Genomic DNA, 22908 nt, shown 5'->3' with positions numbered 1-22908 from the left:
GGAAGCGATGATGAATGACGATAACAGCCGTCTGGTGTATTCCACGGACACCGGTCGCATCAAGCAGGAAGAGGTTAAACCGCAACGCGCCAAGGGCGATGGCGTCGTGCGCATCCAGCGCCAGACCAGCGGCCGTAAGGGGAAGGGCGTGTGCCTGATTACCGGCGTCGATCTGGATGATGCCGCGCTCGACAAACTGGCGGCCGAGCTGAAAAAGAAATGCGGCTGCGGCGGCTCGGTGAAAGACGGGGTCATCGAGATCCAGGGCGATAAACGCGATCTGCTCAAACAGCTGCTGGAAGCCAAAGGCATGAAGGTCAAACTGGCGGGCGGTTGAGGTGAATCGCCATGCCGCGGTGCAATGCTGCGGCATGGCTAGAGGTTGTTGCTGCCGGGGGTTAACCCGTTAACGGCGAAAGAACTATAGACTTAACGTAAAACAGACCTGAAATCATCGTTATTGGTTAATACGTCAAAGCGCCAAGGCGCTTTTGCCCGCCTGTCGGCGGAGGGCTCTCGGTCAGATTATTTACCTACCTGGTGACCGATAATGCCGCCCACCGCAGCCCCACCCAGCGTGCCCAAAGCGCTGCCGTTGGTCAGCACTGCGCCGCCGACTGCACCGGCGCCGGCGCCGATAGCGGTGTTGCGATCGCGTTTGGACATGTTGGAACAGGCGCTCAGTGAAAACGCCAGAGTTAGAGCCAGAGCGGCGGTGGCGAAACGTTTATTGATAATCATCATAATGACTTCTCCTTAGCATTGGCTATATGGAAGTGCCCTATAAGTATAGGCGTTAACCATAAATCAGGCCTGCTGTTGATTCCCATGCGATATCGATATAAAAAATGGCATTTTTTGTTAACGGCCGAATAATTAGCAGGTTACGGCCCAAAAGTCGCCGAAACTGAGTATAGGTTTCTCGGGAAGGATAAACAGGTAAATAGTCTTAAAATCCTGCGGTGCAAGGGGAAAGACGCGCGGCGTGGCCCGCGCGGTGCGGCGGTGGTCTGCGTTATTCGTTGACCAATTCCACCTGTACGCCCTGGCGTTTCAGCTGATGCTGATACTCCAGCGCCAAACGCGAATCGGTGATCACCCGGCTGATTTGCCCCGGCTGCGCCAGCGGATTGGGCTGGATCTGGCCGAATTTGCTGGAGTCCGTCAGCACGATATTCTCCACGCCCTTGGCCAGTACCGCGCTGACCACATCGGCGCGCATCATGTCGCGGCCGGTAAAGCCGGTTTCGGCCTGAAAGCCGTCAATGCCGATAAACGCCTTATTGAAATGCACCTGCTGAATGCACAGCCGCGTCAGCGGGCCGACCACGGTCTCGCTTTTCTTCTGGTACATGCCACCCAGCACAATCACGTCGCAGTCGGTTTCTTTCAGCAGGTTGGCGATGTAGTGGCTGACGGTGATCAGCGTAATGCGCTTGCGTTCGGCGATGTAGCGCGCCAGCAGGGCGTTGGCGCTGCCGCTCTCGATAAAGATCGTCTCGCCGTCGTTGACCTGCGCGGCGGCGTATTGCGCCAGCCGCTGCTTGAGGGTGAAATTGGACATCATGCGGGCGTCGACGTCGTCGCTCTCCAACGCCACGGCGGAACCGTGCACCCGCTTCAGATAACTGCGCTTTTCCAGCAGGTTGAGATCCTGCCGGATAGTGACTTCCGAGACGCCCGAGGCGCGCGCCAGCTCATTGACGCTGATCCGCCGGCGATCGTTAACCAACTGCAATATGGTCTGTTGTCGTAAATTCATATCGGCCTGATGATGCGGCCGCCAAGGCGCGGCCGCTAAGAGTCAAAGGTTTAAAGAGTATGTTCTGTGCGCGCAATAATATCATCCTGCGCCTCAGGGGATAATGCGGTAAAGAAGGCGGAATAGCCAGCTACGCGAACCACTAAATCACGATATTGGTCAGGGTGTTGCTTCGCCGCCAGCAGCGTTTCGCGCGACACGATGTTGTACTGCACATGCCAGCCGCGGTAGCTCTCGAAGAAGGTGCGCAACATCAGCATCAGCTTTTCCCGATCGCGCGGGTTGTCCAGCGTCGCCGGGTTCAGCTTTTGGTTGAGCAGCACGCCGCCGAGGATCGCCTCGGTCGGCAACTTGGCGAGCGAATTGAACACCGCCGTCGGCCCCAGATGGTCGGTGCCGGACGCCGGGCTGGCGCCTTCCGCAAGGGGGACGTGCGCCTTACGACCATCGGGCGTGGCCAGAGTGGCGGCGCCGAAGGGCACGTTGGCCGAAATCGATGAGGTGCCGGCGTAGTAACCGCCGCCGATCGGCCCGCGGCCGAAGCGGGTGTTGCGATACTGCTTCAGTTCTTCGATATAGGTTTGGTAGGCGCGCACCAGTAGCCGATCGACCTCGTCCACGTCGTTGCCGTATTTGGGCGCGGCGTTGAGCAGCCGCTGGCGCAGCTGCTCGCCATCCAGTCCGGCGAAGTCTTCGGCCAGCGCCGTCGCCAACTGCTGCTGGCCGATCGCCCCCTGGTCAAACACCAGTTTGCGTACCGCCGCGAGGCTGTTGCCCAGGTTGGCGATGCCGACCTGCAGGCCGGAAACCCAATCGTATTTGGCGCCGCCTTGCTTGATGCTTTTACCGCGTTCGATGCAGTCATCCACCAGCGCGGAACAAAGGATATCGTGGGCATTCTCTTCCAGCACGCTGTCCACCACGCATTCGATCTCGATCGACTTGCGCGTGTAGTAGCGGATTTGCCGATCCCAGGCGGCTAAGACCTGCTCGAAATCGGCGAAGTTTCCTTTGGATAGCGCCTGTTCCTGCGGCAGGAAGATCTGCCCGGAGGTCGCGTCGCGGCCCTGTTCCAGCGCTGCCAGCAGCACGCGGGCGAAGTTGATGAAGCTCATGCCGGTGCAGCGATAGCCCCATTTGCCGCCGACGGCGGTCTCGATGCAGCCGATGGCGGCGTAGTCGTAGGCGTCTTGCGGCTCAACCCCCAGCTTGATGAACTCGGGAATGACGATTTCGTCGTTGTTGAATGCCGGCATGCCGAAACCGCAGCGGATCACCTGCACGCAGGCGTCGAGGAAGTCGGCGCTCATCCCGGCATGGTAACGCACGCTGAGGTTGGGCTGAGTGGAGCGCAGGCGGCCGCAGGACTCAAGAATGGCGTAGGACAGCGGGTTGACCGCATCGACCGGCTGGCCGTCGATCAGCTTCTGTCCGCCGATGGTGACGTTCTGGTACAGCGGGCTGCCGGCGGAAGCCTTGGAATGCGAGCCGGAGCGGATCTTGTTGACCTCCAGCAGCTTCAGCCAGCAACTGTGCAACAGCTCGATGGCGTCTTCCCGCGCCAGCTTTTGCTCCAGCTCCACGTCACGCCGATACCAAGGATAGAGGTATTGATCGAGGCGGCCAAAGGAAACCGAATGGCCGTTGGATTCGATCTGTAACGTCAGCTGGATGAAATAGCACAGCTGCAGCGCCTGCCAGAAGGTTTGCGGCGGGCGATGGGCGATCCGGTCGCAGTTGTCCGCGATGGCCAGCAGCTCGGCGCGCCGCCAGTCGCGGGCTACGTTTTGCGCCATGTCGCGCGCCAGGCGGGCGAAGCGCAGGATGTGTTCGCTCAGCGCCGCCAGCACGATGTCGATAGCGTTGAGAAACTGCGCTTTGTGCAGGTCTTCCCACTCGGTCAGGCGCAGGCGACTGCGGCGCGCGTTCACTTTTTCACGCAGGCCGTCGAGACCTAGCTCCAGCAACAGCGGGAAGTTGACCGCCAGGTGAGCATCGCCGGAGGTCATGTTGCCCTCGGCCTTGATGATGCCGGTGGCCAGCAGCGCTTTTTGCTCGTCGGTGAACATGCCGTAGCAGCGATCCTGCACCGTTTGGCCACGCCACCAGGGGCACAGGCGATGCAAAATCGCCTTGTTCTCTTCGCTGACCGAAAAACCGGCGCCCGGCCGGTCGGCTAGCTGGTCTATTTCGTTTTCTATCCAGCCGACGGTGTATTCGGGGAAGATCGGCGCGGCGCGCAGTTCGCTGGCCTGGTTGCCGACGATCAGCTCGTCGTTGGCGATCCAGATGCTGCGTTTCGCCAGGTGGTTAGCCAGCGCCAGCGCGCGGCGCACCGGCAGCGGCTTGTCCTGATGCTGTTGATAGGCTTCGGTATAGTGCTGTGCGCGTTCGGTGCACACCGGCGGTTTGACGATGTGGATCAGCGCGTTCTTGTGCGCCTGGATGCGGGCGCTTAGGGTGGTCAAATCCAATGTGGTCATGGCGTTATCCTCGCAAAATGGCGGTCAGGCCTTTGGCGCCGGCATAGGCTTCGGCGAAGGCCAGTAAATCCGGCGCGTCCAGCGGCGTGCGGGCGGCGCGGTAGGGCTCGCCGAGCAGGTGATACTTGTTGATGCCCAGCGTGTGGTAAGGCAGAAAGTGGATCTCCGATACGCCGATCTCGTCGGCGGCGAAGTCGACGATCGCGCGGACAGAGCGGCGATCGGCGTTGAAATCGGGGATCAGCGGCACGCGCACGGTCATTGGCACGCTATGCGCCGCCAGCCGGCGGAAATTGTTCATCACCCGGCGTGCGGAGCCGCCGGTCCAGGCTCTGAAGCGCGCTTCGTCGGTGTGCTTGAGATCGGCCAACAGCAGATCCAGCCACGGCAATGAAGGCGCGATGTAACGCCAGGGAACGTGCAGGCAGGATTCGACGGCGGTGTGGATACCGGCCTCGCGGCCGCGCCGCAGCAGTTCCGCTGCGACCTCCGGCTGCATAAAGGGCTCGCCGCCGGACAGCGTTAAACCGCCGCCGCTGCGCAGGTAGAAAGGCTTATCCCGCATCACCTCGGCCATGATATCGTCGGGGTTGACCGGGCTGCCGCACAGGCTGAGCGCGCCGGTCGGGCAGGTGGCGGCGAGGGCGGCATAATCGTCTGCGCTAATCAGCTCGCGTTGCAGCGTCAGCGGCCCGTCGGTGCGCTGCAGCCCTTGTGGACAACGCTCGGCGCACAGCGTGCAGCCGCTCAGGCACAGGCGCTCGTCAAACAGCAGGTCTGCGTGGCGCGAACGGCTTTCCGGGTTCTGACACCAGCGGCAGCTCAGCGGGCAGCCTTTTAAAAAGACCACGCTGCGGATGCCGGGGCCGTCATGGGTCGAGTAGCGCTGCAGATTGAAGAACATGAGTCACCCGTTTGGCGTTGCTGAATCTTTCGCCATTAAAGGTGTTTCGAATGAAAGTTGAGTTGATTTTGATCAAAGGTTGGCGGTTTTTTTGCCCTATCATGATCAGAGTTTGAATCCGCCCACAGAGCATGACACAGGAGTCCGTGATGGAGCTTTATCTCGATACCGCCGATGTGACCGCGGTAAAACGCCTGGCGCGCATTCTGCCGCTGCACGGCGTCACCACCAACCCGAGCATCGTGGCGAAGGAAGGCAAGCCGATCTGGGAAGTGCTGCCCGCGCTGCGCGACGCCCTCGGCGGCACCGGCAAGCTGTTTGCGCAGGTGATGGCGACCGATGCGGAACGTATGGTGGCGGAGGCGGCGCTGCTCAGCCAGCGGGTACCGGGGCTGGTAGTGAAGATCCCGGCGACCGCCGAAGGGTTGGCGGCGATCAAGAAGCTTAAAACGATGTCCATCCCGACACTGGGCACCGCAGTGTACGGCGCCGGGCAAGGGCTGTTGGCGGCCTTGGCCGGGGCGGAATATGTGGCGCCTTACGTCAACCGGGTGGACGCGCAGGGCGGCGACGGCATCGAAATGGTGCACGAGCTGCAGCAGCTGTTGAGCCTGCATGCGCCGTCGGCGCAGGTGCTGGCCGCCAGCTTCAAAACGCCGCGCCAGGCGCTGGAGTGTCTGCTCGCGGGCTGTCAGGCCATCACGCTGCCGGTGGACGTCGCGGAGCAGTTCCTGAACGCGCCGGCAGTGCAGGCCGCGGTCGAGAAATTCGAACAGGATTGGCAGGGTGCGTTCGGCTCGACGCTGTTAGGCTAAAGCCAGTAAAAAGGGCGCCGCGGCGCCCTTGCTTGATGCTCGGTTCGTTTAGCTGCGGCCGGCCTCTTCCCTAAGCGCGGCGCTGACCTCGTGCGCCGTCGGTTGTTCGGAACGCAGCGCCCGGCGGATCGCGAAGAAGGCGGCGATCAGCATGGTCACCGCCACCAGCATAAAGAACCCGCACAGCGCGGCGTTGATCTGGTTGCTGAACACGATGGTCTCCATGTCCTTCAGCGACTTGGCCGGCGCAATGATCGTGCCTTGCTCGATGCCGGTGGAGAACTTCTTCGCCTGCGCCAGGAAACCGATACTCGGTTTCTCATGGAAGATCTTCTGCCAGCCGGCGGTCATGGAGGTCACGAACAGCCAGGCGGTCGGCAGAATGGTGACCCAGGCATAGCGCTGCTTTTTCATCTTGAACAGCACCACGGTGCCGAGGATCAGCGCCATCGACGCCAGCATCTGGTTGCCGATGCCGAACAGCGGCCACAGGGTATTGATGCCGCCGAGCGGATCGACCACCCCCTGATACACGAAGAAGCCCCAGCCGGCCACCGCCACCGTGGTGCCCGCCAGGTTGCCGAACCAGGAGCGGTTGTTGGCCAGCTGCGGCACCGCCACGCCCACCAGATCCTGCACCATAAAGCGGCAGGCGCGGGTACCGGCGTCGACGGCGGTCAGGATGAACAGCGCTTCGAACAGAATGGCGAAGTGATACCAGAACGCCATCATCGCCCGGCTGTTGAACACCTCGCTGATGATGTGCGCCATGCCCACGGCGAAGGTCGGGGCGCCGCCGGCGCGCGACAGGATGGAGTTCTCGCCCACCTCTTTGGCGATCAGCGCCAGCGTCTCCGGCGTGACGATAAAGCCCCAGCTGTTAATCACCTGCGAAGCATTTTCCACCGTGGTGCCGATCAGCGCCGCCGGTGAGTTCATGGCGAAGTAAACGCCCGGATCCAGCACCGAGGCACAGATCAACGCCATGATGGCGACGAAAGACTCCATCAGCATGGCGCCGTAACCGATAAAGCGAATGTGGCTTTCGCGCTCCACCAGTTTGGGCGTGGTGCCGCTGGAGACCAGCGCGTGGAAGCCGGAAATGGCGCCGCAGGCGATGGTGATGAACAGGAACGGGAACAGGGCGCCGGCGAACACTGGGCCGCTGCCGTCGATAAAGCGCGAAACCGCCGGCATTTTCATCTCCGGCATGGCGAAAACGATGCCGATGGCCAGGCCGATGATGACGCCGATCTTCATAAAGGTCGAAAGGTAGTCGCGCGGCGCCAGCAGCAGCCACACCGGCAGCACCGAGGCGACGAAGCCGTAGATCACCAGCACCCAGGTCAGGGTGGTGCCGTGTAGCGTGAAGAACGGCCCCCAGTAGGGATCTTGCGCCACGTTGCCGCCGTAAACGATCGCCAGCAGCATCAGCACGAAGCCGATCACTGAGATTTCAGCGATTTTGCCCGGCCGGATAAAGCGCATGTAGATGCCCATTAACAGCGCGATCGGGATGGTGGCGGCGATAGTGAACAGCCCCCACGGGCTGTCGGCCAGCGCCTTCACCACCACCAGCGCCAGTGCCGACAGGATGATGATCATCACCCCCAGCGCGCCGAGCATGGTGATCACCCCGGCAAACGCCCCCAGTTCCTGTTTGGCCATCTCCCCCAGCGAACGCCCGTCGCGGCGGGTGGAAATGAACAACACCAGGAAGTCCTGCACCGCGCCGGCCAGCATGACGCCGACCAGGATCCAGATGGTCCCCGGCAGGAATCCCATTTGTGCGGCCAGGATCGGCCCCACCAGCGGCCCGGCGCCGGCGATGGCGGCGAAGTGGTGGCCGAACAGCACCCATTTGTTGGTGGGCACGTAATCCAGGCCGTCGTTATGGCGTTCGGCCGGGGTCAGACGGCGGTCATCCAGTTCAAAAACCTTGTCGGCGATGAACCGGCTGTAGAAGCGGTAGGCGATGCTGTAGCAGGCGACGGCGGCGACCACCAGCCAGACGGCGTTGACGTGTTCGCCGCGGCTGAGCGCCAGCATGGCGAAGGCGAAAGCGCCGACCAACGCCACCAGCAGCCAGATAAGTCCGGACCTGATGTTTCTCATGAAATAACTCCTTGGCGTACAGAGGTAGAAATTGACGTTGTTATTAGGGGTGACGTTTTAACAGTAGAAGTTTTGCCGCTGAACCGCGGCAGGTCGGATGAGAAATGTGAAGCAGGTGGGGTTTTAGTGTAAAAACAAGGCGATGAAACGCCGTTGGCGCAGGCTGCCGCCTACGCATTTCCGAACAGACTTTCATTCTGCACTTTTACTGCGCATGCAGCGAATCATCGCCGTTTTTTATCTGGGCGCGGCGTTTGCCGGCTTATTATTTCACCTGTAGAGGTGTGCCGGAATAAAATGGCACGCGTCGTGTTATACCTTTATTTTCATCCGCCCGTTTATTCATTCATTAAATAAATAATATGGAAAGGAAAGGGATTTAATTATGATAAATAAAGTTATTGCAGGGTATTTACCGCAGCTCACGGCGATTCGGCACGATATTCACCAGCACCCGGAGCTGGGATTTGAAGAGTTCCGCACCAGCGATTTGGTGGCGGACTATTTGAGTTCGTGGGGCTATGAGGTGCACCGCGGTTTGGCCGGCACCGGCGTGGTGGGGACGCTGCGGGTGGGTGACGGCGTGAAAAGCCTCGGGCTGCGCGCCGATATGGACGCCTTGCCGCTCGAGGAAAACAACGGCAAACCCTGGAGCAGCAGCGTAGCCAACCGTATGCATGGCTGCGGCCACGACGGGCATACCACCATGTTGCTTGGCGCCGCACGCTATCTGGCGCAAACGCACAATTTCAACGGCACGTTGCATGTGATTTTCCAGCCGGCGGAAGAGACGCTGGACGGCGGTGCGCGCATGGTGGAACAGGGGCTGTTCGAACGCTTCCCCTGCGACGCCATTTTCGCCATGCACAATATGCCTGGGTTACCCGCCGGCGAGTTCTTTTTCCAGCACGGTCCCTTTATGGCCTCTTCGGATCAGATTGTGGTCACGATACAGGGGCGTGGCGGCCACGGCGCCATGCCGCATTTGACGGTCGATCCGGTGCTGGTGGCGTCGCACATTGTCATTGCGCTGCAGAGCATCGTATCGCGCAATACCAATCCGCTTGAAGCGGCGGTGATCACCGTCGGCAGCATTAAAGCCGGTGAGGCGGCCAATGTGATCCCTGATAGTGCGGAAATGAAGCTCAGCGTGCGATCGCTGGGGCGCGAATGGCGAACAACGCTGTTATCGCGCATTCCCGCGCTGATTCAGGCGCAGGCGCAAAGTTTCGGTGCCAGCGCGGTCGTGACTCATGTCAACAGTGCTCCGGTATTGGTCAACGACGAAGCCATGACGCGTTTCGCGCATCAGGTGGCGGAACAGCAGTTTGGTGCCGCGCGCGCGCACTACGGCGCTAAGCCGCTGATGGGCAGCGAAGATTTCACCTTCATGCTTGAGGCGCAGCCGCGGGGCTGCTATCTGCTGATCGGCAATGGCGACGGTGAAGGCAGCTGTATGGTGCATAACCCGGGATATGACTTTAACGATGAATGCCTGGCGGCGGGCAGCCATTATTGGGGCGCGCTGGCGGAAGCGTATTTAAAATAAGTCAGAAAAATAATAACAGGGAAGATAATAATGAGTGAAAATACGGCGGTGACGCAATCAGAAATAAACGCGCCGTCGAAGACGGGCGGCAAGAAAGTGATATTTGCCGCCTCCTTCGGTAATGCGTTGGAATTTTTCGACTTCGGCATTTATAACTTCTTCGTCATTTATATTAGTGTGCTGTTCTTTCCGCCGTCGAGCGATTCCAATCTGGCGTTGCTGCTGGCGTTCGCCACGTTCGGCGTCAGTTTTATTATGCGGCCTCTGGGCGGTATTTTGATCGGCGCCTATGCCGATCGCCGCGGGCGCAAACCGGCGATGATCCTGACGATTTCACTGATGAGCCTGGGTACGGCGATGATCGGTTTTGCGCCGACCTACGCCAGCGCCGGCTATTGGGGAACCATCACGCTGGTGGTGGCGCGTTTGATCCAGGGCGTGGCGGCGGGCGGCGAGGTGGGCGCATCGATGTCGTTGCTGGTGGAGTCGGCGCCACCTAACCGGCGCGGCTTCTATTCCAGCTGGTCGCTGGCGACGCAGGGCATCGCCACCGTGGTTGGCGGCGTCACCGCGCTGGCGCTCAGCGCAGCGTTGCCGGCGATCTCCGGCGAGCCGAACGCGATGGCTGAATGGGGCTGGCGCATTCCTTTCTTTATCGGCGTGGCGCTTGCTCCGCTCGGTTGCTGGCTGCGCCTCGGGCTGGAAAGCGACCGTCCGCCGATGCCGCGCACTCAGGAGCCGCCTGTGCAGCTGCGCCGGCACTCGCGTGCGGTGGTACTCGGCGTGATGTTGACCATCGGCGCCACGGTCGCCACTTACATCTCTATGTATTATTTCGGTACCTTTGCGGTGAAGTATCTGGGCATGGCGCAGACTTACGGCTATGCCGCGATGCTGCTGGCCGGGATCATCACTTTCGGCGGCAGTTTGCTGGTTGGGAGCTGGTGCGATCGCTATGGCCGTCTGCCGCTGATCCGCTGGGCGCGGATCGCCATTTTGTTGCTGGCGTTGCCGGTTTTCTGGCTGCTGACGGTGGCGCCGTATCCGGCGGTGTTGCTGAGCGTGGTTGCGCTGATGGTTGGGCTAACGACGTTGGGGTCTGTTCCTACGCTGTTGGTGATTTCCGAGCTGTTTCCGCAGCGGGTGCGCGCGCTGGGGTTTGCGTTGGTTTATAGCCTTGGCGTCGCAATCTTCGGCGGCTTTGCCCAATACATCGCTTCACAGTCGATCGCACTCAGCGGTTCGCTGCTGGCGCCCGCCGGCTATCTGATGTTGGCGACGCTGATCTCGCTGGCCGCGCTGCCGCTGTTGCGTGAAACCGGCGGCGATCCGCTGCGCTAGCAGACGCGGGGCGAAAAAAACGCCGGCGGTTCTCACCGCCGGCGTTTTGCGTTACGACCGTTTCAGGTTGGCGTTCAGGCCACAGGGCGGGCGATCACGCTGCGGGTTTCCATGCGCACTTCAGCGATGGTGACCTGCAAGGTGTCGCTCTGGCGGTAAACCACTTCACCTTTGATCTGCACGGTGCCGGTTTCCTGGCTGCACTGCATCTCGTCACGCACCGCGTGAATGAACGGTGCCGGGATGAAGGCAACCGCGCCGTTGTCCAGCAGGCGCACGCGCAGGCCGCCGCGTGTCACGTCGATAATCTCGGCGTTGAAGCGGGTATCGGTACCGGCCTTGTCCTGCAGGAAGCGGGCGTACAGCCAGTCGCCGACGTCGCGTTCCGCCATGCGGTTCAGGCGGCGGCGCTCCGCCAGCTGCACCGTCACGTCATCCTGCGGTTTTTCCGCCGATTGCTGGTTGATGATTGCCTTCAGCAGGCGATGGTTGACCATGTCGCCGTATTTACGGATCGGCGATGTCCAGGTGGCGTAAGCCTCCAGCCCCAGACCGAAGTGCGGCCCCGGCGTGGTGCTGATCTCCGCGAAGGTCTGGAAGCGGCGGATGCGACTGTCAAGGAACTGAGTCGGCTGCGCATCCAGATGGCGGCGCAGTTCGCAGAAACCGTCAAGGGTCAGCAGTTTTTCGGCTTCGGCTTCCACGCCGTTAGCCTGCAATACGGTGACCGCTTGCTCAACCAGCGCAGGATCGAAACCGGTGTGCACGTTGTACACGCCGAAGCCCAGGCGATCGCGCAGCACGATGGCGGCGCAGACGTTGGCGGCGATCATGCACTCTTCAACGATGCGGTTGGCGCTGCGGCGCTGCTCGGTGACGATCTCCAGCACGTCGCCTTTTTCACCCAGCACGAAGCGGTAGTCCGGGCGATCTTTGAATACCAGCGCATGCTGGTGGCGCCAGGCGTTGCGCGCGTCGCAAACGCGTTTCAACAGGGTGATCTGTTGTGCGATGGCGTCGCGCGGCGGCTGCCAGCCGGCAATGCCTTCCAGCCAGTCGGAAACTTCGTCGTACACCAGTTTGGCTTTGGATTCGATCTCGGCGGCGAAGAACTGAATATCGTCGCCCAGCGCGCCGTCGGCGGCGATGGTCACGCGGCAGGCCAGCACCTGGCGGCGCTCGTTAGGGCGCAGCGAGCACAGGTTGTCCGACAGATCGCGCGGCAGCATCGGGATATTGAAGCCCGGCAGGTAGTTGGTGAAGGCGCGCACGCGGGCGATATCGTCCAGCTTGCTGCCTTGTTCGACGTAGGCGGTCGGATCGGCGATGGCGATGGTCAACTGCAGCGAACCGTCAGCGTTGTCGGTCACATACAGCGCATCGTCCATGTCTTCGGTGCTGGCGCTGTCGATGGTGACGAATTCAAGCGCGGTCAGGTCTTCACGCGTCAGCGCGGCGTCCGGCTCGCTGAGGGCCTGCATCTCCGGCGCCTCTTTTTCCAGATTGTGGCGTGCCAGCGTCACCCACCACGGGGCGAAATGGTCTTCACCGTTGGTGATAAACTGGGTCAGATCGGCGTTGAAGCCGCGATCGCCTTTCAGCGGATGGCGGCGCATTTCCGCCACCGCCCAGTCGCCTGCCTGGAAGTTGTGGGTCAATTCACGCACCGGGCGGCACGGAATCGCCTCTTTCAGCAACGGATGATCGGGAACGATGGACAGACGATCGTCGCGCTTTTGCACGCGGCCGACAAAGCGCGACAGGAATGGCTCGACCAGGGTTTCCGGCTCGGCGATTTCGCGCTCTTTCTCGGTGTGCAGGGTGGCGATAATGCGATCCCCGTGCATGACTTTCTTCATGTACGGCGGTGGAATGAAGTAACTTTTTTGACCGTCTACTTCAAGAAAGCCAAAGCCTTTCTCAGTCCCTTTCACGACGCCTTCAACGCGCGGGGTCTGAGAGTGAAGTTGCTGTTTAAGCTGCGCCAGCAGCGGGTTATCTTGAAACATATCGTCCAGTGAATGGGTTGTGAGTGGCAAGATTTGCGGCTGACAGTTTTACGCGAATCACCCGCTGCGAGCAAGCCTAACGTCACGGAACCCCGCGTTGCCGCGCGATTTTGCGCAAGAATGGTCAATCGAAGTGCGATAGATGAAAAACCCCGGCGTGAGGGCCGGGGTGAAGGAGGGGGGCAATCAGTCCTGCAGCGGCGTCGGCTGCAGAATTTCTATCCAGTAATCGTCCGGATCGCGAATGAACGCCACGTAGTTCATGCGGCCTTCGTGCAGGCGTTTCTGGAAGGTGACGCCCAGGCGCTCAAAACGCTCACAGGCGGCGCGTACGTCCGGCACCGTGACGCACAGGTGGCCAAAGCCGCGCGGCTCGCCGTTGCCGTTGTGGTAGTGGAAATCCGCCTGATTTTCGGTGCCGTGGTTATGGGTCAGTTCGAGAATGCCCGGTTGGCTCAGCGCCCAGCGTTTGCGTTCGTCGTCATCCTGCGGGATCTGCTCGCGCGGGCTGCGCGTCAGGTAGCAGATGGTGAAAGCGGCTTCTTCGAACGTTTCCAGATAGACCGGGGTAAAGCCCAGTACGCGGGTATAGAAATCCAGCGCCTTGGTCAGGTCTTTCACGCGGATCATGGTGTGGTTGAACACGTAACCGTCGGTTACCGCGTCCGGTTGGGCCGCCACGCCGGGCAGCGTCAGTAGGTCATTCAGTGGCATCAGAGATCCTCCTCAGGGTGTCGGCAGACTGTAGATGAAATCGATGCTAATCTAAAGTGATTGTTTTTAACTAAAACACTAACTAAAAGTGAATGATTAATGAAGCTGAGTCAGCTGAAGTTTTTCTGCACCGTGGTGGAACACAAAACCATTGCCGCCGCCGCCCGCGAGCTGCACTGCGTGCCTTCCAACGTCACGCTGCGGCTGCGCGAGCTGGAGGAGTCGCTGGGCGGCGAGCTGTTTTTCCGCGACAAGAACCGGCTGTACGTGAATCCCAAAGGACGACTGTTCTATCAGCAGGCGCGCGACATCGTGGCGCAGGCCGAGCGCAGCAAGCAGCTGTTCGCCGGCGAGCAACAGCATGGGCTGTTAAACCTCGGCGCGCTGGATTTTTCGCTGGTCAGTCACTTGCCGGCGCGCATTGCCCGGCTGCGCCGTTTACAGCCTCATTTGCACATCAACGTGCTGAGCCGCGACTCGCTGGTGCTGGAACGCATGCTGATCGACAGCGATCTCGATCTGGCGATCACCGACGGCCCAATTGAACATCCGCTGCTGGCCAGCCAAAAGGCGTTTGACGAACGGCTGGTGCTGCTGATGCCGGCGGATGTCGGGCAGCCCGACGCCGCCACGCTGGCGCCGCTGGAGTTTTACACGTTCAGCCGCGAGTGCTCGTTCCGGCTGAAGGTCGATCACTGGCTGGCATCGCGCGGGCTGAAACCGCGCATGACGCTGGAAATGGAATCTTATGCCGCGATGGCAGCCTGCGTGCAGGCCGGTTGCGGTGTCGCCTGCGTGCCGGGTTCGTTGCTGCCGCTGATCTTGCCGGCGCCGGGGCTGAAGGTGGTGGAAATGGGCGAGGAGGGCGTGAGCGATCTCTATTTCGTCTGGCGGCGGCATCAGCTGTCCGAGGAATTGCAGACTATCCTGGAAATATTGGCGCGCCCGGCGTGAACCGGGCGCGCGTTTTCAGGCGATGCGCAGCGACGGTTGCTGCTCGCTGCGGCGAATTGCCACCGGAATCGACTTCGAGGTCGGGGTGCCGGTACCGTCGCCGAAGCTCGCCAGCGGCACCAGCGGGTTGGTTTCCGGGTAGTAGGCCGCCAGATTGCCACGCGGGATGTCGTAACTCACCAGCTTGAATCCATCTACCTTACGCACCACGCCGTCGTTCCACAGGGTTTCTATCTCTACCCGTTCGCCATCCTGCAGGCCCAGCGCCGCCAGATCTTCCGGATGGATGAACAGCACTTCGCGCTGACCGTAAACGCCGCGGTAGCGGTCATCCAGACCATAGATGGTGGTGTTGTACTGATCGTGCGAGCGCAGCGTCTGCAGGGTAAACGGCGCTTGCTCGCCGCCCAGCTGCGGGAACAGGGTGGTCGGCAGCGCGGCGTCGCTGAATTCCGCCTTGCCGCTCGGCGTGGCGAAACGCAGTTCGGCGGCGGCATTGCCCAGGTAGAAACCGCCGGGCTGCTCGCAGCGCCGGTTGAAATCCTCGAAGCCGGGAATGGTGGCGGCGATGTGATCGCGGATCAGCGAGTAGTCATCGGCCAGTTCCAGCCAGTCCAGCTGCTGCGTACCCAGCACGGCGTCGGCGATGCCGCAGACGATCGCCGTCTCCGAACGTTGAGTATCCGCCAGCGGTTTGCCGATGCCTTCCGAGGCGTGCACCATGCTGAACGAATCCTCGACCGTGATGTACTGTGAGCCGCTGGCCTGCATGTCCAGTTCGGTGCGGCCGAGCGTCGGCAGGATCAACGCGTCTTTGCCGGTCACCAGGTGGCTGCGGTTAAGTTTGGTGCTGATGTGCACCGTCAAATCGCAGTTGCGCAGGGCGCGGGCGGTGCGCTCGGTGTCCGGCGCCGCGGCGGCCAGATTGCCGCCCAGCGCGATCAGCACTTTCACTTCGCCGCGCAGCATCGCTTCGATCGCTTCCACCGTGTTGTGGCCCAGCGCGCGATTGGCGGTGAAGTTAAAGTGGCGTTCCAGGCTGTCGAGCAGCGCCTTCGGCGACTTCTCATCGATCCCCATGGTGCGGTTGCCCTGGACGTTGCTGTGGCCGCGTACCGGGCACAGACCGGCGCCCGGTTTGCCCAGTTGCCCGAACAGCAGCTGCAGGTTGGTGATTTCACGCACCGTTGCAATAGAGTGCTTATGCTGAGTCACGCCCATCGCCCAGGTGCAGATCACCCGTTCAGCACCCTGGTAGGTGGCCGCCGCCTGGCGCAATTGCGCTTCGCTCAGGCCCGATTGCGCGGTGATGGTCTGCCACTCGGTGGCGTCCACCTGCGCCAGATAAGCCTCTACGCCGACGCTGTGCCGTTCGATAAACGCCAGGTCAAACAGGGGGGGCTCACCGGCGGCGAGGCGCTGACGGTGGGTTTCCAGCAGCGCTTTCACCATGCCGCGCACCGCCGCCATATCGCCGCCCAGATTCGGCTGGTAATAGGAGGAGCTGATCGGCGAGGATTTTGGCGTCAGCATCTGCACCGGATCCTGCGGATCGGCGAACCTTTCCAGCCCACGTTCGCGCAGAGTGTTAAAGCTGACGATGCGCGCGCCGCGTCGGGCAGCGTTTTTCAGGCTGTGCAGCATGCGCGGGTGGTTGGTGCCGGGGTTTTGACCGAACACGAAGATGGCATCGGCCTTTTCGAAGTCATCGATGCGGATGGTGCCTTTGCCGACGCCGATGCTCTGCTTCAGCCCAACGCCGCTCGCCTCGTGGCACATATTGGAACAGTCGGGGAAGTTGCTGGTGCCGAGCATGCGGCCAAACAGCTGATAAAGGTACGACGCTTCGTTGCTGGCGCGGCCCGAGGTATACAGCTCGATTTGGTTCGGGTTGTCCATGCCGTTGATGTGTTTGGCGATCAGCGCCAGCGCGTCCGGCCAATGGATAGGCTCATAGTGGTCGGTTTCGGCGTTGTAGCGCATCGGATGGGTGAGGCGCCCCTGATACTCGAGGAAATAGTCGCTCTGCTGCTGCAGGGTGCTGACGCTGTGGGCGGCGAAGAATTCGGGCTCCACGGCGCTGCGCGTCGCTTCCCAACTGACCGCTTTGGCGCCGTTTTCGCAAAAGCTGAAGGTGCTGTGGTTGTCGTCGCCCCAGGCGCAACCGGGGCAGTCGAAGCCGCGCGCCTTGTTGACGCGCATCAGGTTGCGCATGTTTTTTAGCGTTTGTTTACTGTCGAGGACAAAGCGGGTGGTGGCTTCAAGCGAACCCCAGCCGCCCGCCGGGCCGGTATAAGGCTTGATTGACGGTTTGAATTTCATGGTGACACTTCGCAGGTGGTTGTAGCTAAAAAGTAAACGCTTTTTTATGCGTTTTGCGTATTTATGTCACAAGTTTAGGAGCGTGGCAGGCGGGCGTCTAATCGAATGGTGCAATGGCGGCATAGAGCATATCTATCGCAGATGGATGTTGACCTAAACAAATGGTTGCATAAAGACACCCGCTGCAAAAGAGTAATGGTTTCGCCTGAAAGTGAATTCATGCAGTCTATCTCGCGGATTATATTGGCATTTTATTTAGCCTGCGGGCCTGAGGAACACAGCGTGAAGCGTTCAGTATCAGTAGTGATTGGCGGTATGTTACTGCCTTTGGCGGCGCAGGCGGCGGAAACGGCGTCCCATTTTCCCGCCATGACTCCGCCGGCGATAGACGCCGCCTCTTACGTTTTGATGGATTACACCACTGGCCAGGTGTTGGCCGCCGGCAATGCCGACGAGCGGCGCAATCCGGCCAGCCTGACCAAACTGATGACCGGGTTGGTGATCGACCACGCGCTCGACCAGCATAAGATTGGCCTCGACGATGTCGTCACCGTGGGGAAAGACGCCTGGGCGCAGGGCAACCCGGTGTTCAAAGGATCCTCGCTGATGTTTCTGAAACCCGGTGACAGGGTCACGGTTCGCGATCTCAGCCGCGGCATCATCATTGATTCCGGCAACGACGCCTGCGTGGCGATGGCGGACTATGTGGCGGGCAGCCAGGCCAACTTCGTCAAGCTGATGAACGAAAAGAGCGCCCAGCTGGGATTGCAGAACACCCATTTTGAGACGGTGCACGGGCTGGATGCGCCAGGGCAGTTCACCACCGCCGGCGATCTGGCGGTGATCGCGCGCGCCATCATCATGAGCGAGCCGGCGGAATACCACATGTACAGCGAGAAATCGCTGACCTGGAACGGCATCACGCAGCAGAACCGCAACGGCCTGCTGTGGGATAAGACTCTGCACGTCGACGGCCTGAAAACCGGGCACACCGCCTCGGCCGGCTTCAACATCATCGCCTCCGCCACCGAAGGAGATCGCCGCCTGATCGCCGTGGTGATGGGCGGCAAAAGTTCCAAAGGCCGCGAGGAACAGGCGCGTAAGCTGTTGACGTGGGGGCTGCGCGACTTTACCACGGTGCACCTGTTCAGCGCCGGCCAGAGCCTGGGGGAAGAACCGGTCTGGTACGGCGAAAGCCACCGCTTGCCGGTCGGCAGTGCGCAGGACCAGTCGCTCAGCCTGCCGAAAAGCGAGGCGGACAAACTGAAGGCGCAGTACGTGATCAATGCTGCGCGGCTGGAAGCGCCGGTCAACAAAGGACAAACCGTTGGCGAGATCCGCATCAGCGATAATGGCCAGGTGGTGAAAACCCTGCCGCTGGTGGCGCTGCAGGCGGTGCCGCAGGGCGGCGTGTTCTCACGCCTGATGGATTACATGAAGCTGAAGCTCTGACTCACCGGGCGAGCGACGACGCCCGGTGGTATACTGAGCGCGAATGCCGATCATTGAGCCGCGCTATGGATATTAAACAACTGATTTATTTGTGTAATTTAGAACGGGAACGCCACTTCGGCCGGGCGGCGGAGGCCAGCTTCGTCAGCCAGCCGACGTTGTCCATGCGATTGAAAAACCTGGAAAAAGAGCTGGGCGTTTCGCTGATTAACCGCGGCAACCATTTCGGCGGTTTTACCGCCGAAGGCGAGCGGGTGCTGGCGTGGGCGCGTGAGATCGTCTCGGTTTACCAAGGGCTGAAGCTGGAGGTGGAGTCGCTCAAGCACGGTTTGCACGGTACGTTACGCCTTGGCGTGGTGCCGCAGTGCAGCATCTCGGTGGCGGAAATGCTCAAGGCGGTCAGCGAGCGTTATCCGCATCTTGATTACCGGCTGGCGGTGCTGAGCGCCGATCAACTGCTGGAGGCGTTGACGGCGCATACCGTCGACATCGGCATCGGCTTTTTCGAGCTGTCGACGCTGAAGGAACTGCATTTTCAATCACAACCGCTGGTGGAAACCGGCGTTGAGCTGGTATTTCATCCGCAACACTTCCCTAAGCTGGTGGGCGACACACCGTTGCCGCTGGAGGCGGTGGCCGCCTTGCCGCTGTGCCTGGCCGAGCCGACGCGGTATTTTCGCCGCTATCTCGATCAGCATTTCCGCGACGCCGGGTTGACGCTGCACCCGCGGCTGGAAACCGCTTCGATCTTCCAACTGCTGGAAGGGATTTTCGTCGGCCTGGGTTGCGGGTTGTTCCCGCGCGGCCAGTTGCAATCGCCGCTGATGCCGGAACTGCAGCGGCGGCCGGTGGCCATCGCCGCCATGCCGCGCCATGCGGCGGTGGTGGTTGATATGGCGGAGCGCGCCACGCCGTTGGCGCAAAAATTCTTCGATGCCGCCAGCGAGTGGCTGCGTCGGCAAAAGGAATAGAGACGTTTAAGTTTATCCGATGTTCCCCCATGATTATGGCCCCACGGGGCCATAATCATGTTTTCTCTAACGGCCGATGAAATCATGTTAATTACTGATGGTAATGGTCGGATCCCAATAGAAATAACCCAGTAATTTCTGATCGCCGCCGTTTGGCCGATAATAAAGGCCAAATTGGATGCAATAGTTTTCCGTGCCGGTATTGGTAATGTCCGCCTGTATAAACCAATAGGTTTGGTTGGTGAAGCTGACGGGGAATACGGTATTTTGCGCCGGCATCATCGAGCTGCGGGTATACATTTTGAAGGTCGGGTTGGAGAAAACCTGGGTGCCGCTGCCGAACTGCGGCAGCCCGTAGATCAACACGCTGGCGTCGAAATTGGCGGATTCCGAGGTGCCGGTCCAGCGAATGACGTCGCCGACATTGGCTTTAAAATTCAGGTCCGCCGTACCGGAGCCGCCGATCACCTGTTCGGAGGTGACGACCATATAGGCGTATTGATGGCCAATGCCCGTCGGGTTGCCGGCGTCCTGGCTGGGGTTGTTATTCTCGAATGCTTCTATCAGGGCATCGGTATCGATGACGACAATCACGTTAACGATACTGTTGCTGGATTTAAGTTCTTGTTCAGACATAGGGTTACCTCACAATATTTTTTTGCTGTGATAGAAAATTAAAATAATGGGAATAACGGCGAGCGTTTATCTTTGTTGAATATTTAAAAGGGGGCATCACAACGCCGCTATCGGCTTAATCATAGAAACGAAATAGCAAGACGACCACTGCTGAAAGGTTAGGAGTGTTAATGAGTTCATCTATTAATTAGCAGGGTTAAAACCTTGTTTTACTGCTTATGCGATGAGAACGGTTACAGAATTGAGCGATGGCGCAATCTGCCTATTGCTTTGTTTGCAGACATAATTTTGACGAACCCTGTTTTTCGCCGATGCTAGAACAAAACGAATCATAATCCTGATAAATGAAGTGTGTTTGGATTTTTGCTTTATCAATTTATATTTTGGTGAAGTTTTTCGCCGAAACAGAGAAGGGTGAGTTAACGGCGAAGGACGCTAGCCGTCAACTCAGTGATGACAGATCACGGCGCCGGTTGTGCCGGTTCCGCATCGCCCAGCGTTTGGCGCAGGCGATTTTCCCAGGCGTAGAGCGCGGCGGTGAGGATCACTTCCAGCGCCTGCGCCTGATTCAGGCCGCTGTTGAACAACGGCTGCACGCTCTGCGGGGTGAACTTCTCCGGTGCGCGCGTCAGCTCGGCGGCAGTGCGCATCACCGCGAGTTTTACCGAGTCTTCGGTATACGCCAGTCCCTGAGGCAGCCCGGCGAACAGCGCCTGAACCAATCCCTCATCCTGCAATTCTTGCGCGACGGTGGCCGCGCAGTAATGGCTGCCGTTGATGCGCGAGACCGCCAGCGTCGCCAGCGCCTTCAGGCGGCTCGATAACCCATATCCTTCGGCATTGATGCCGTTGAACACCCCGTTACGCTCGCGCAGTGCGGCGGCATCGTGCGCCAACAGCAGATAATAAGATTCGGCGCGCGCCTGCGGGTGGCTCTGATCCAGCACATCAAGCTGTTCGGCGGCGGCGGCTTCCGTGTCGATTGGCGGCAGACGCGCGGTCCAGCTTAACTCTTCGGCACTGAACGCGACGCCATCGGCGTCTTCGACGTTAGGGAAGCCGGGCACCACCACCGCCGGCCGGCCGGCCAACGCCGCGACACCCGCGACCACGCGCGCCTGATAGCTGACAAAACCGATCACCTGCGAAAAGGTGACGATATCCGCCGGGCTCAGCCCGACGTCGGCGAGCTGTTGCAGCGCCTTGCGGCAAATCAGCGTGGGCTGGCTGGCAAGCTGGCGGGCATATTGGGTGATCTGAGCAAGGCGGATATTGCTTTCCCGGGAGGCGTCCGGGCTGTGCAGCGGGGCGAGGCGGGCGGCATAGTGGCTACAAAGCGACTGCACGCCCGTCACCTGAGCGACGGTCAGCGCGGTGCTGAGGCGATCATAGGGTGACAATGTCACGTATCGTGACAGCGAAACCTGGTCGGGAAACAGCGCGTGGTAGCCGGCCAACGAGGCGCGGAACACGCCGGCGCGAGCGCTGAGCGCATTGTTTAAGGCTTCATCGGCGAAGGCGCCCAGCCCCAGCAGAAAGCGATCGCGAAGGGTGGCCGCCTGCGGTTCCAGCGGCGCATCGCCCCGCACGCTGCTTTGGGTTTCGTGATACCACTGGGCATTATGTTGTCGACGGAGTCGTTCCATAGGGTCAATCCTTAATCATGATCAACAGCCGCCGCTGCGCGCGGCAGCGTCGGCTGGACAAAGAGGCAACATGCCCGCAGGCGGGGCGAAAGGCGGTTTTAGCGCAGCTCATCACAGCAGAGGGCGTGGCCGTAAACAGAAAAACCGGCTGCCAGCGTGAGCAGAAACTGCGTAAGGCGGCGATGGCGAATGCTGTTCATCAGTGCGATATCCTGTCGTATGAGAAGTGCAACGTAGGGGATATCCTCACCGATCGCCCTGGCGAGATAAAATAATGTTACGGACTAATCAATAACTGAAAGGAATAAAATATAAGGATATATAACAAGAATGTAATTTGCATGTGCGCTTTCTCGCTAAGCGGCAGGCGCGCAAGGTGATAAAAAACCCGCCGCAGCGGGTTTGTAGGTGAAGGTGTGACTCAGAAGCGGCCGCCGTCGCGCCGCCAGGCATCGGCGGTCAGCGCCTCGCCGAAGTGGCTGGCGATAAGGCGCTTGGTCAATTCGTGCAGCGGCGCCGCCAACACCTCCGCGGTGCTGCCGCGTTCGACGATTTCCCCTTCGTGCATCACCAGCACCTGGTCGCTGATATGCTTCATCATGCCGAGGTGCTGGGTGACGTAGATATAGGAAATACCGTGTTTTTCCTGCAGCTCCAGCATCAGGTTGATGATTTGCGAGCGCATCGACATGTCCAGCGAGGCCAGCGCCTCATCGGCGACGATCACCTTCGGTTGCAGGATCAGCGCACGGGCCAGCGCGACGCGCTGTTTTTGCCCGGAGGCCAGCATGTGCGGATAGTAGTAGGCGTGATCCGGCAGCATGCCGACCTGGCGCAGCGTCTGGTTGATACGCTGCTCGCGCTCGGCAGGCTCAAGATCGGTGTTCAGCCGCAGCGGCGCGTCCAGCAGCTGGCCGATGCGCTGGCGCGGGTTGAGCGAGGTGCTCGGATCCTGAAAAATCATGCGAATGCGCTGGCTGCGGTAGCGATAGTCGCCGAACGCCAGCGGATGATCGTCGATCAACAGTTCGCCGGCGGTCGGCTCTACCATGCCGGAGAGCATCTTCGCCAGCGTGGATTTGCCGGAGCCGTTCTCGCCGATTACCGCCAGCGTCTGGCCTTCGCGCAGGGTAAAGCTGACCGATTTCACCGCCTCGACGTGCTGGCGGCGGAACAGCCCGGTGCGATAGCGGTAGGTTTTGCTCAGGTTGCGCACTTCCAACAGCGTTTCCATG

General features: G+C 60.4%; 19 protein-coding genes. 8 read left to right on the top strand and 11 right to left on the bottom strand.

The window, feature by feature from the left end; all coding sequences use genetic code 11:
- Window positions 1-10 precede the first annotated feature (10 nt).
- Window positions 11-337, top strand: coding sequence for a stress response translation initiation inhibitor YciH (gene yciH / locus ACJ8IJ_RS01150; RefSeq protein WP_021503812.1), 327 nt, complete (start codon window positions 11-13; stop codon window positions 335-337).
- A gap of 188 nt (window positions 338-525) precedes the next feature.
- Here yciH and osmB read toward each other — a convergent pair whose 3' ends face one another.
- The 4 genes from osmB to ACJ8IJ_RS01130 form a co-directional block, all read right to left on the bottom strand.
- Window positions 526-744: an osmotically-inducible lipoprotein OsmB gene (osmB, locus tag ACJ8IJ_RS01145; RefSeq protein WP_004930634.1), complete on the bottom strand. Its 219-nt coding sequence runs from the start codon at window positions 742-744 to the stop codon at window positions 526-528.
- Between the two features lie 271 nt (window positions 745-1015).
- Complete coding sequence (locus ACJ8IJ_RS01140; protein WP_004930631.1) at window positions 1016-1762, bottom strand: DeoR/GlpR family DNA-binding transcription regulator; 747 nt, start codon at window positions 1760-1762, stop codon at window positions 1016-1018.
- Window positions 1763-1812: 50 nt separating this feature from the next.
- Window positions 1813-4245, bottom strand: coding sequence for a formate C-acetyltransferase/glycerol dehydratase family glycyl radical enzyme (locus ACJ8IJ_RS01135; RefSeq protein ID WP_442518192.1), 2433 nt, complete (start codon window positions 4243-4245; stop codon window positions 1813-1815).
- A 4-nt stretch (window positions 4246-4249) separates the two neighbouring features.
- Entirely contained in the window at window positions 4250-5149 is a 900-nt protein-coding gene (locus ACJ8IJ_RS01130) for a glycyl-radical enzyme activating protein (protein ID WP_442518191.1), read from the bottom strand.
- Between the two features lie 149 nt (window positions 5150-5298).
- On the opposite strand from ACJ8IJ_RS01130, the gene fsa reads away from it, so the two are divergent.
- Window positions 5299-5964: a fructose-6-phosphate aldolase gene (gene fsa / locus ACJ8IJ_RS01125; protein WP_004930615.1), complete on the top strand. Its 666-nt coding sequence runs from the start codon at window positions 5299-5301 to the stop codon at window positions 5962-5964.
- 48 nt (window positions 5965-6012) lie between these two features.
- Here the strand turns inward: fsa and ACJ8IJ_RS01120 are convergent, their stop codons facing one another.
- Window positions 6013-8079: a carbon starvation CstA family protein gene (locus ACJ8IJ_RS01120; RefSeq protein WP_049217193.1), complete on the bottom strand. Its 2067-nt coding sequence runs from the start codon at window positions 8077-8079 to the stop codon at window positions 6013-6015.
- Window positions 8080-8464: 385 nt separating this feature from the next.
- Here ACJ8IJ_RS01120 and ACJ8IJ_RS01115 point away from each other — a divergent pair, with 385 nt between their 5' ends.
- The gene (locus ACJ8IJ_RS01115; protein WP_049188999.1) at window positions 8465-9628 is read left to right on the top strand and encodes a M20 aminoacylase family protein; all 1164 of its coding nucleotides are present in this window, start codon (window positions 8465-8467) and stop codon (window positions 9626-9628) included.
- Window positions 9629-9658: 30 nt separating this feature from the next.
- Complete coding sequence (locus ACJ8IJ_RS01110) at window positions 9659-10969, top strand: MFS transporter (RefSeq protein ID WP_442518190.1); 1311 nt, start codon at window positions 9659-9661, stop codon at window positions 10967-10969.
- Between the two features lie 74 nt (window positions 10970-11043).
- Here ACJ8IJ_RS01110 and ACJ8IJ_RS01105 read toward each other — a convergent pair whose 3' ends face one another.
- Window positions 11044-12978 (bottom strand): exoribonuclease II, encoded by a 1935-nt coding sequence (locus tag ACJ8IJ_RS01105; RefSeq protein WP_442518189.1) that lies wholly within the window; start codon window positions 12976-12978, stop codon window positions 11044-11046.
- Between the two features lie 186 nt (window positions 12979-13164).
- On the bottom strand, window positions 13165-13692 hold the full coding sequence (gene gloA, locus ACJ8IJ_RS01100; RefSeq protein ID WP_004930603.1) for a lactoylglutathione lyase: 528 nt from the start codon (window positions 13690-13692) through the stop codon (window positions 13165-13167).
- Between the two features lie 99 nt (window positions 13693-13791).
- Here gloA and ACJ8IJ_RS01095 point away from each other — a divergent pair, with 99 nt between their 5' ends.
- On the top strand, window positions 13792-14646 hold the full coding sequence (locus ACJ8IJ_RS01095) for a LysR family transcriptional regulator (RefSeq protein ID WP_015378022.1): 855 nt from the start codon (window positions 13792-13794) through the stop codon (window positions 14644-14646).
- Between the two features lie 15 nt (window positions 14647-14661).
- Here the strand turns inward: ACJ8IJ_RS01095 and ACJ8IJ_RS01090 are convergent, their stop codons facing one another.
- Entirely contained in the window at window positions 14662-16968 is a 2307-nt protein-coding gene (locus ACJ8IJ_RS01090; RefSeq protein ID WP_004930601.1) for an FdhF/YdeP family oxidoreductase, read from the bottom strand.
- 282 nt (window positions 16969-17250) lie between these two features.
- Between ACJ8IJ_RS01090 and dacD the strand changes: the two genes are divergently transcribed.
- Both dacD and ACJ8IJ_RS01080 read left to right on the top strand, forming a co-directional pair.
- Window positions 17251-18420 carry a serine-type D-Ala-D-Ala carboxypeptidase DacD gene (gene dacD, locus ACJ8IJ_RS01085; protein ID WP_049188995.1) on the top strand — a complete coding sequence of 390 codons (1170 nt, stop codon included), beginning with the start codon at window positions 17251-17253 and terminating at the stop codon, window positions 18418-18420.
- Between the two features lie 65 nt (window positions 18421-18485).
- A complete protein-coding gene (locus ACJ8IJ_RS01080) occupies window positions 18486-19391 on the top strand; it encodes a LysR family transcriptional regulator (protein ID WP_004930593.1) in 906 nt (301 codons plus the stop codon).
- A gap of 87 nt (window positions 19392-19478) precedes the next feature.
- Here the strand turns inward: ACJ8IJ_RS01080 and ACJ8IJ_RS01075 are convergent, their stop codons facing one another.
- Together ACJ8IJ_RS01075 and ACJ8IJ_RS01070 are read right to left on the bottom strand one after the other, a co-directional pair.
- On the bottom strand, window positions 19479-20027 hold the full coding sequence (locus ACJ8IJ_RS01075) for an inclusion body family protein (protein ID WP_015378018.1): 549 nt from the start codon (window positions 20025-20027) through the stop codon (window positions 19479-19481).
- Window positions 20028-20488: 461 nt separating this feature from the next.
- A complete protein-coding gene (locus ACJ8IJ_RS01070; RefSeq protein WP_131164749.1) occupies window positions 20489-21673 on the bottom strand; it encodes a CMD domain-containing protein in 1185 nt (394 codons plus the stop codon).
- 17 nt (window positions 21674-21690) lie between these two features.
- Between ACJ8IJ_RS01070 and ACJ8IJ_RS01065 the strand changes: the two genes are divergently transcribed.
- Entirely contained in the window at window positions 21691-21948 is a 258-nt protein-coding gene (locus tag ACJ8IJ_RS01065; RefSeq protein ID WP_004930590.1) for a hypothetical protein, read from the top strand.
- Between the two features lie 146 nt (window positions 21949-22094).
- On the opposite strand, the gene sapF is transcribed toward ACJ8IJ_RS01065, so the two are convergent.
- Window positions 22095-22907: a putrescine export ABC transporter ATP-binding protein SapF gene (gene sapF / locus ACJ8IJ_RS01060; RefSeq protein ID WP_016927550.1), complete on the bottom strand. Its 813-nt coding sequence runs from the start codon at window positions 22905-22907 to the stop codon at window positions 22095-22097.
- Window position 22908 lies beyond the last annotated feature (1 nt).

The organism is Serratia sp. CY40230 (genome assembly GCF_052168835.1).
Taxonomy (GTDB): Bacteria; Pseudomonadota; Gammaproteobacteria; order Enterobacterales; family Enterobacteriaceae; genus Serratia; species Serratia nematodiphila.
The sequence above is the reverse complement of the archived record's forward strand: the minus strand, read 5'-3'. Positions and strand labels throughout refer to the sequence as shown.

Coding starts and splice junctions, on each gene's coding strand:
- yciH (WP_021503812.1), top strand. CDS start 11: ATGAATGACGATAACAGCCGTCTGGTGTATTCCACGGACACCGGTCGC.
- osmB (WP_004930634.1), bottom strand. CDS start 744: ATGATGATTATCAATAAACGTTTCGCCACCGCCGCTCTGGCTCTAACT.
- ACJ8IJ_RS01140 (WP_004930631.1), bottom strand. CDS start 1,762: ATGAATTTACGACAACAGACCATATTGCAGTTGGTTAACGATCGCCGG.
- ACJ8IJ_RS01135 (WP_442518192.1), bottom strand. CDS start 4,245: ATGACCACATTGGATTTGACCACCCTAAGCGCCCGCATCCAGGCGCAC.
- ACJ8IJ_RS01130 (WP_442518191.1), bottom strand. CDS start 5,149: ATGTTCTTCAATCTGCAGCGCTACTCGACCCATGACGGCCCCGGCATC.
- fsa (WP_004930615.1), top strand. CDS start 5,299: ATGGAGCTTTATCTCGATACCGCCGATGTGACCGCGGTAAAACGCCTG.
- ACJ8IJ_RS01120 (WP_049217193.1), bottom strand. CDS start 8,079: ATGAGAAACATCAGGTCCGGACTTATCTGGCTGCTGGTGGCGTTGGTC.
- ACJ8IJ_RS01115 (WP_049188999.1), top strand. CDS start 8,465: ATGATAAATAAAGTTATTGCAGGGTATTTACCGCAGCTCACGGCGATT.
- ACJ8IJ_RS01110 (WP_442518190.1), top strand. CDS start 9,659: ATGAGTGAAAATACGGCGGTGACGCAATCAGAAATAAACGCGCCGTCG.
- ACJ8IJ_RS01105 (WP_442518189.1), bottom strand. CDS start 12,978: ATGTTTCAAGATAACCCGCTGCTGGCGCAGCTTAAACAGCAACTTCAC.
- gloA (WP_004930603.1), bottom strand. CDS start 13,692: ATGCCACTGAATGACCTACTGACGCTGCCCGGCGTGGCGGCCCAACCG.
- ACJ8IJ_RS01095 (WP_015378022.1), top strand. CDS start 13,792: ATGAAGCTGAGTCAGCTGAAGTTTTTCTGCACCGTGGTGGAACACAAA.
- ACJ8IJ_RS01090 (WP_004930601.1), bottom strand. CDS start 16,968: ATGAAATTCAAACCGTCAATCAAGCCTTATACCGGCCCGGCGGGCGGC.
- ACJ8IJ_RS01080 (WP_004930593.1), top strand. CDS start 18,486: ATGGATATTAAACAACTGATTTATTTGTGTAATTTAGAACGGGAACGC.
- ACJ8IJ_RS01075 (WP_015378018.1), bottom strand. CDS start 20,027: ATGTCTGAACAAGAACTTAAATCCAGCAACAGTATCGTTAACGTGATT.
- ACJ8IJ_RS01070 (WP_131164749.1), bottom strand. CDS start 21,673: ATGGAACGACTCCGTCGACAACATAATGCCCAGTGGTATCACGAAACC.
- ACJ8IJ_RS01065 (WP_004930590.1), top strand. CDS start 21,691: ATGATCAACAGCCGCCGCTGCGCGCGGCAGCGTCGGCTGGACAAAGAG.
- sapF (WP_016927550.1), bottom strand. CDS start 22,907: ATGGAAACGCTGTTGGAAGTGCGCAACCTGAGCAAAACCTACCGCTAT.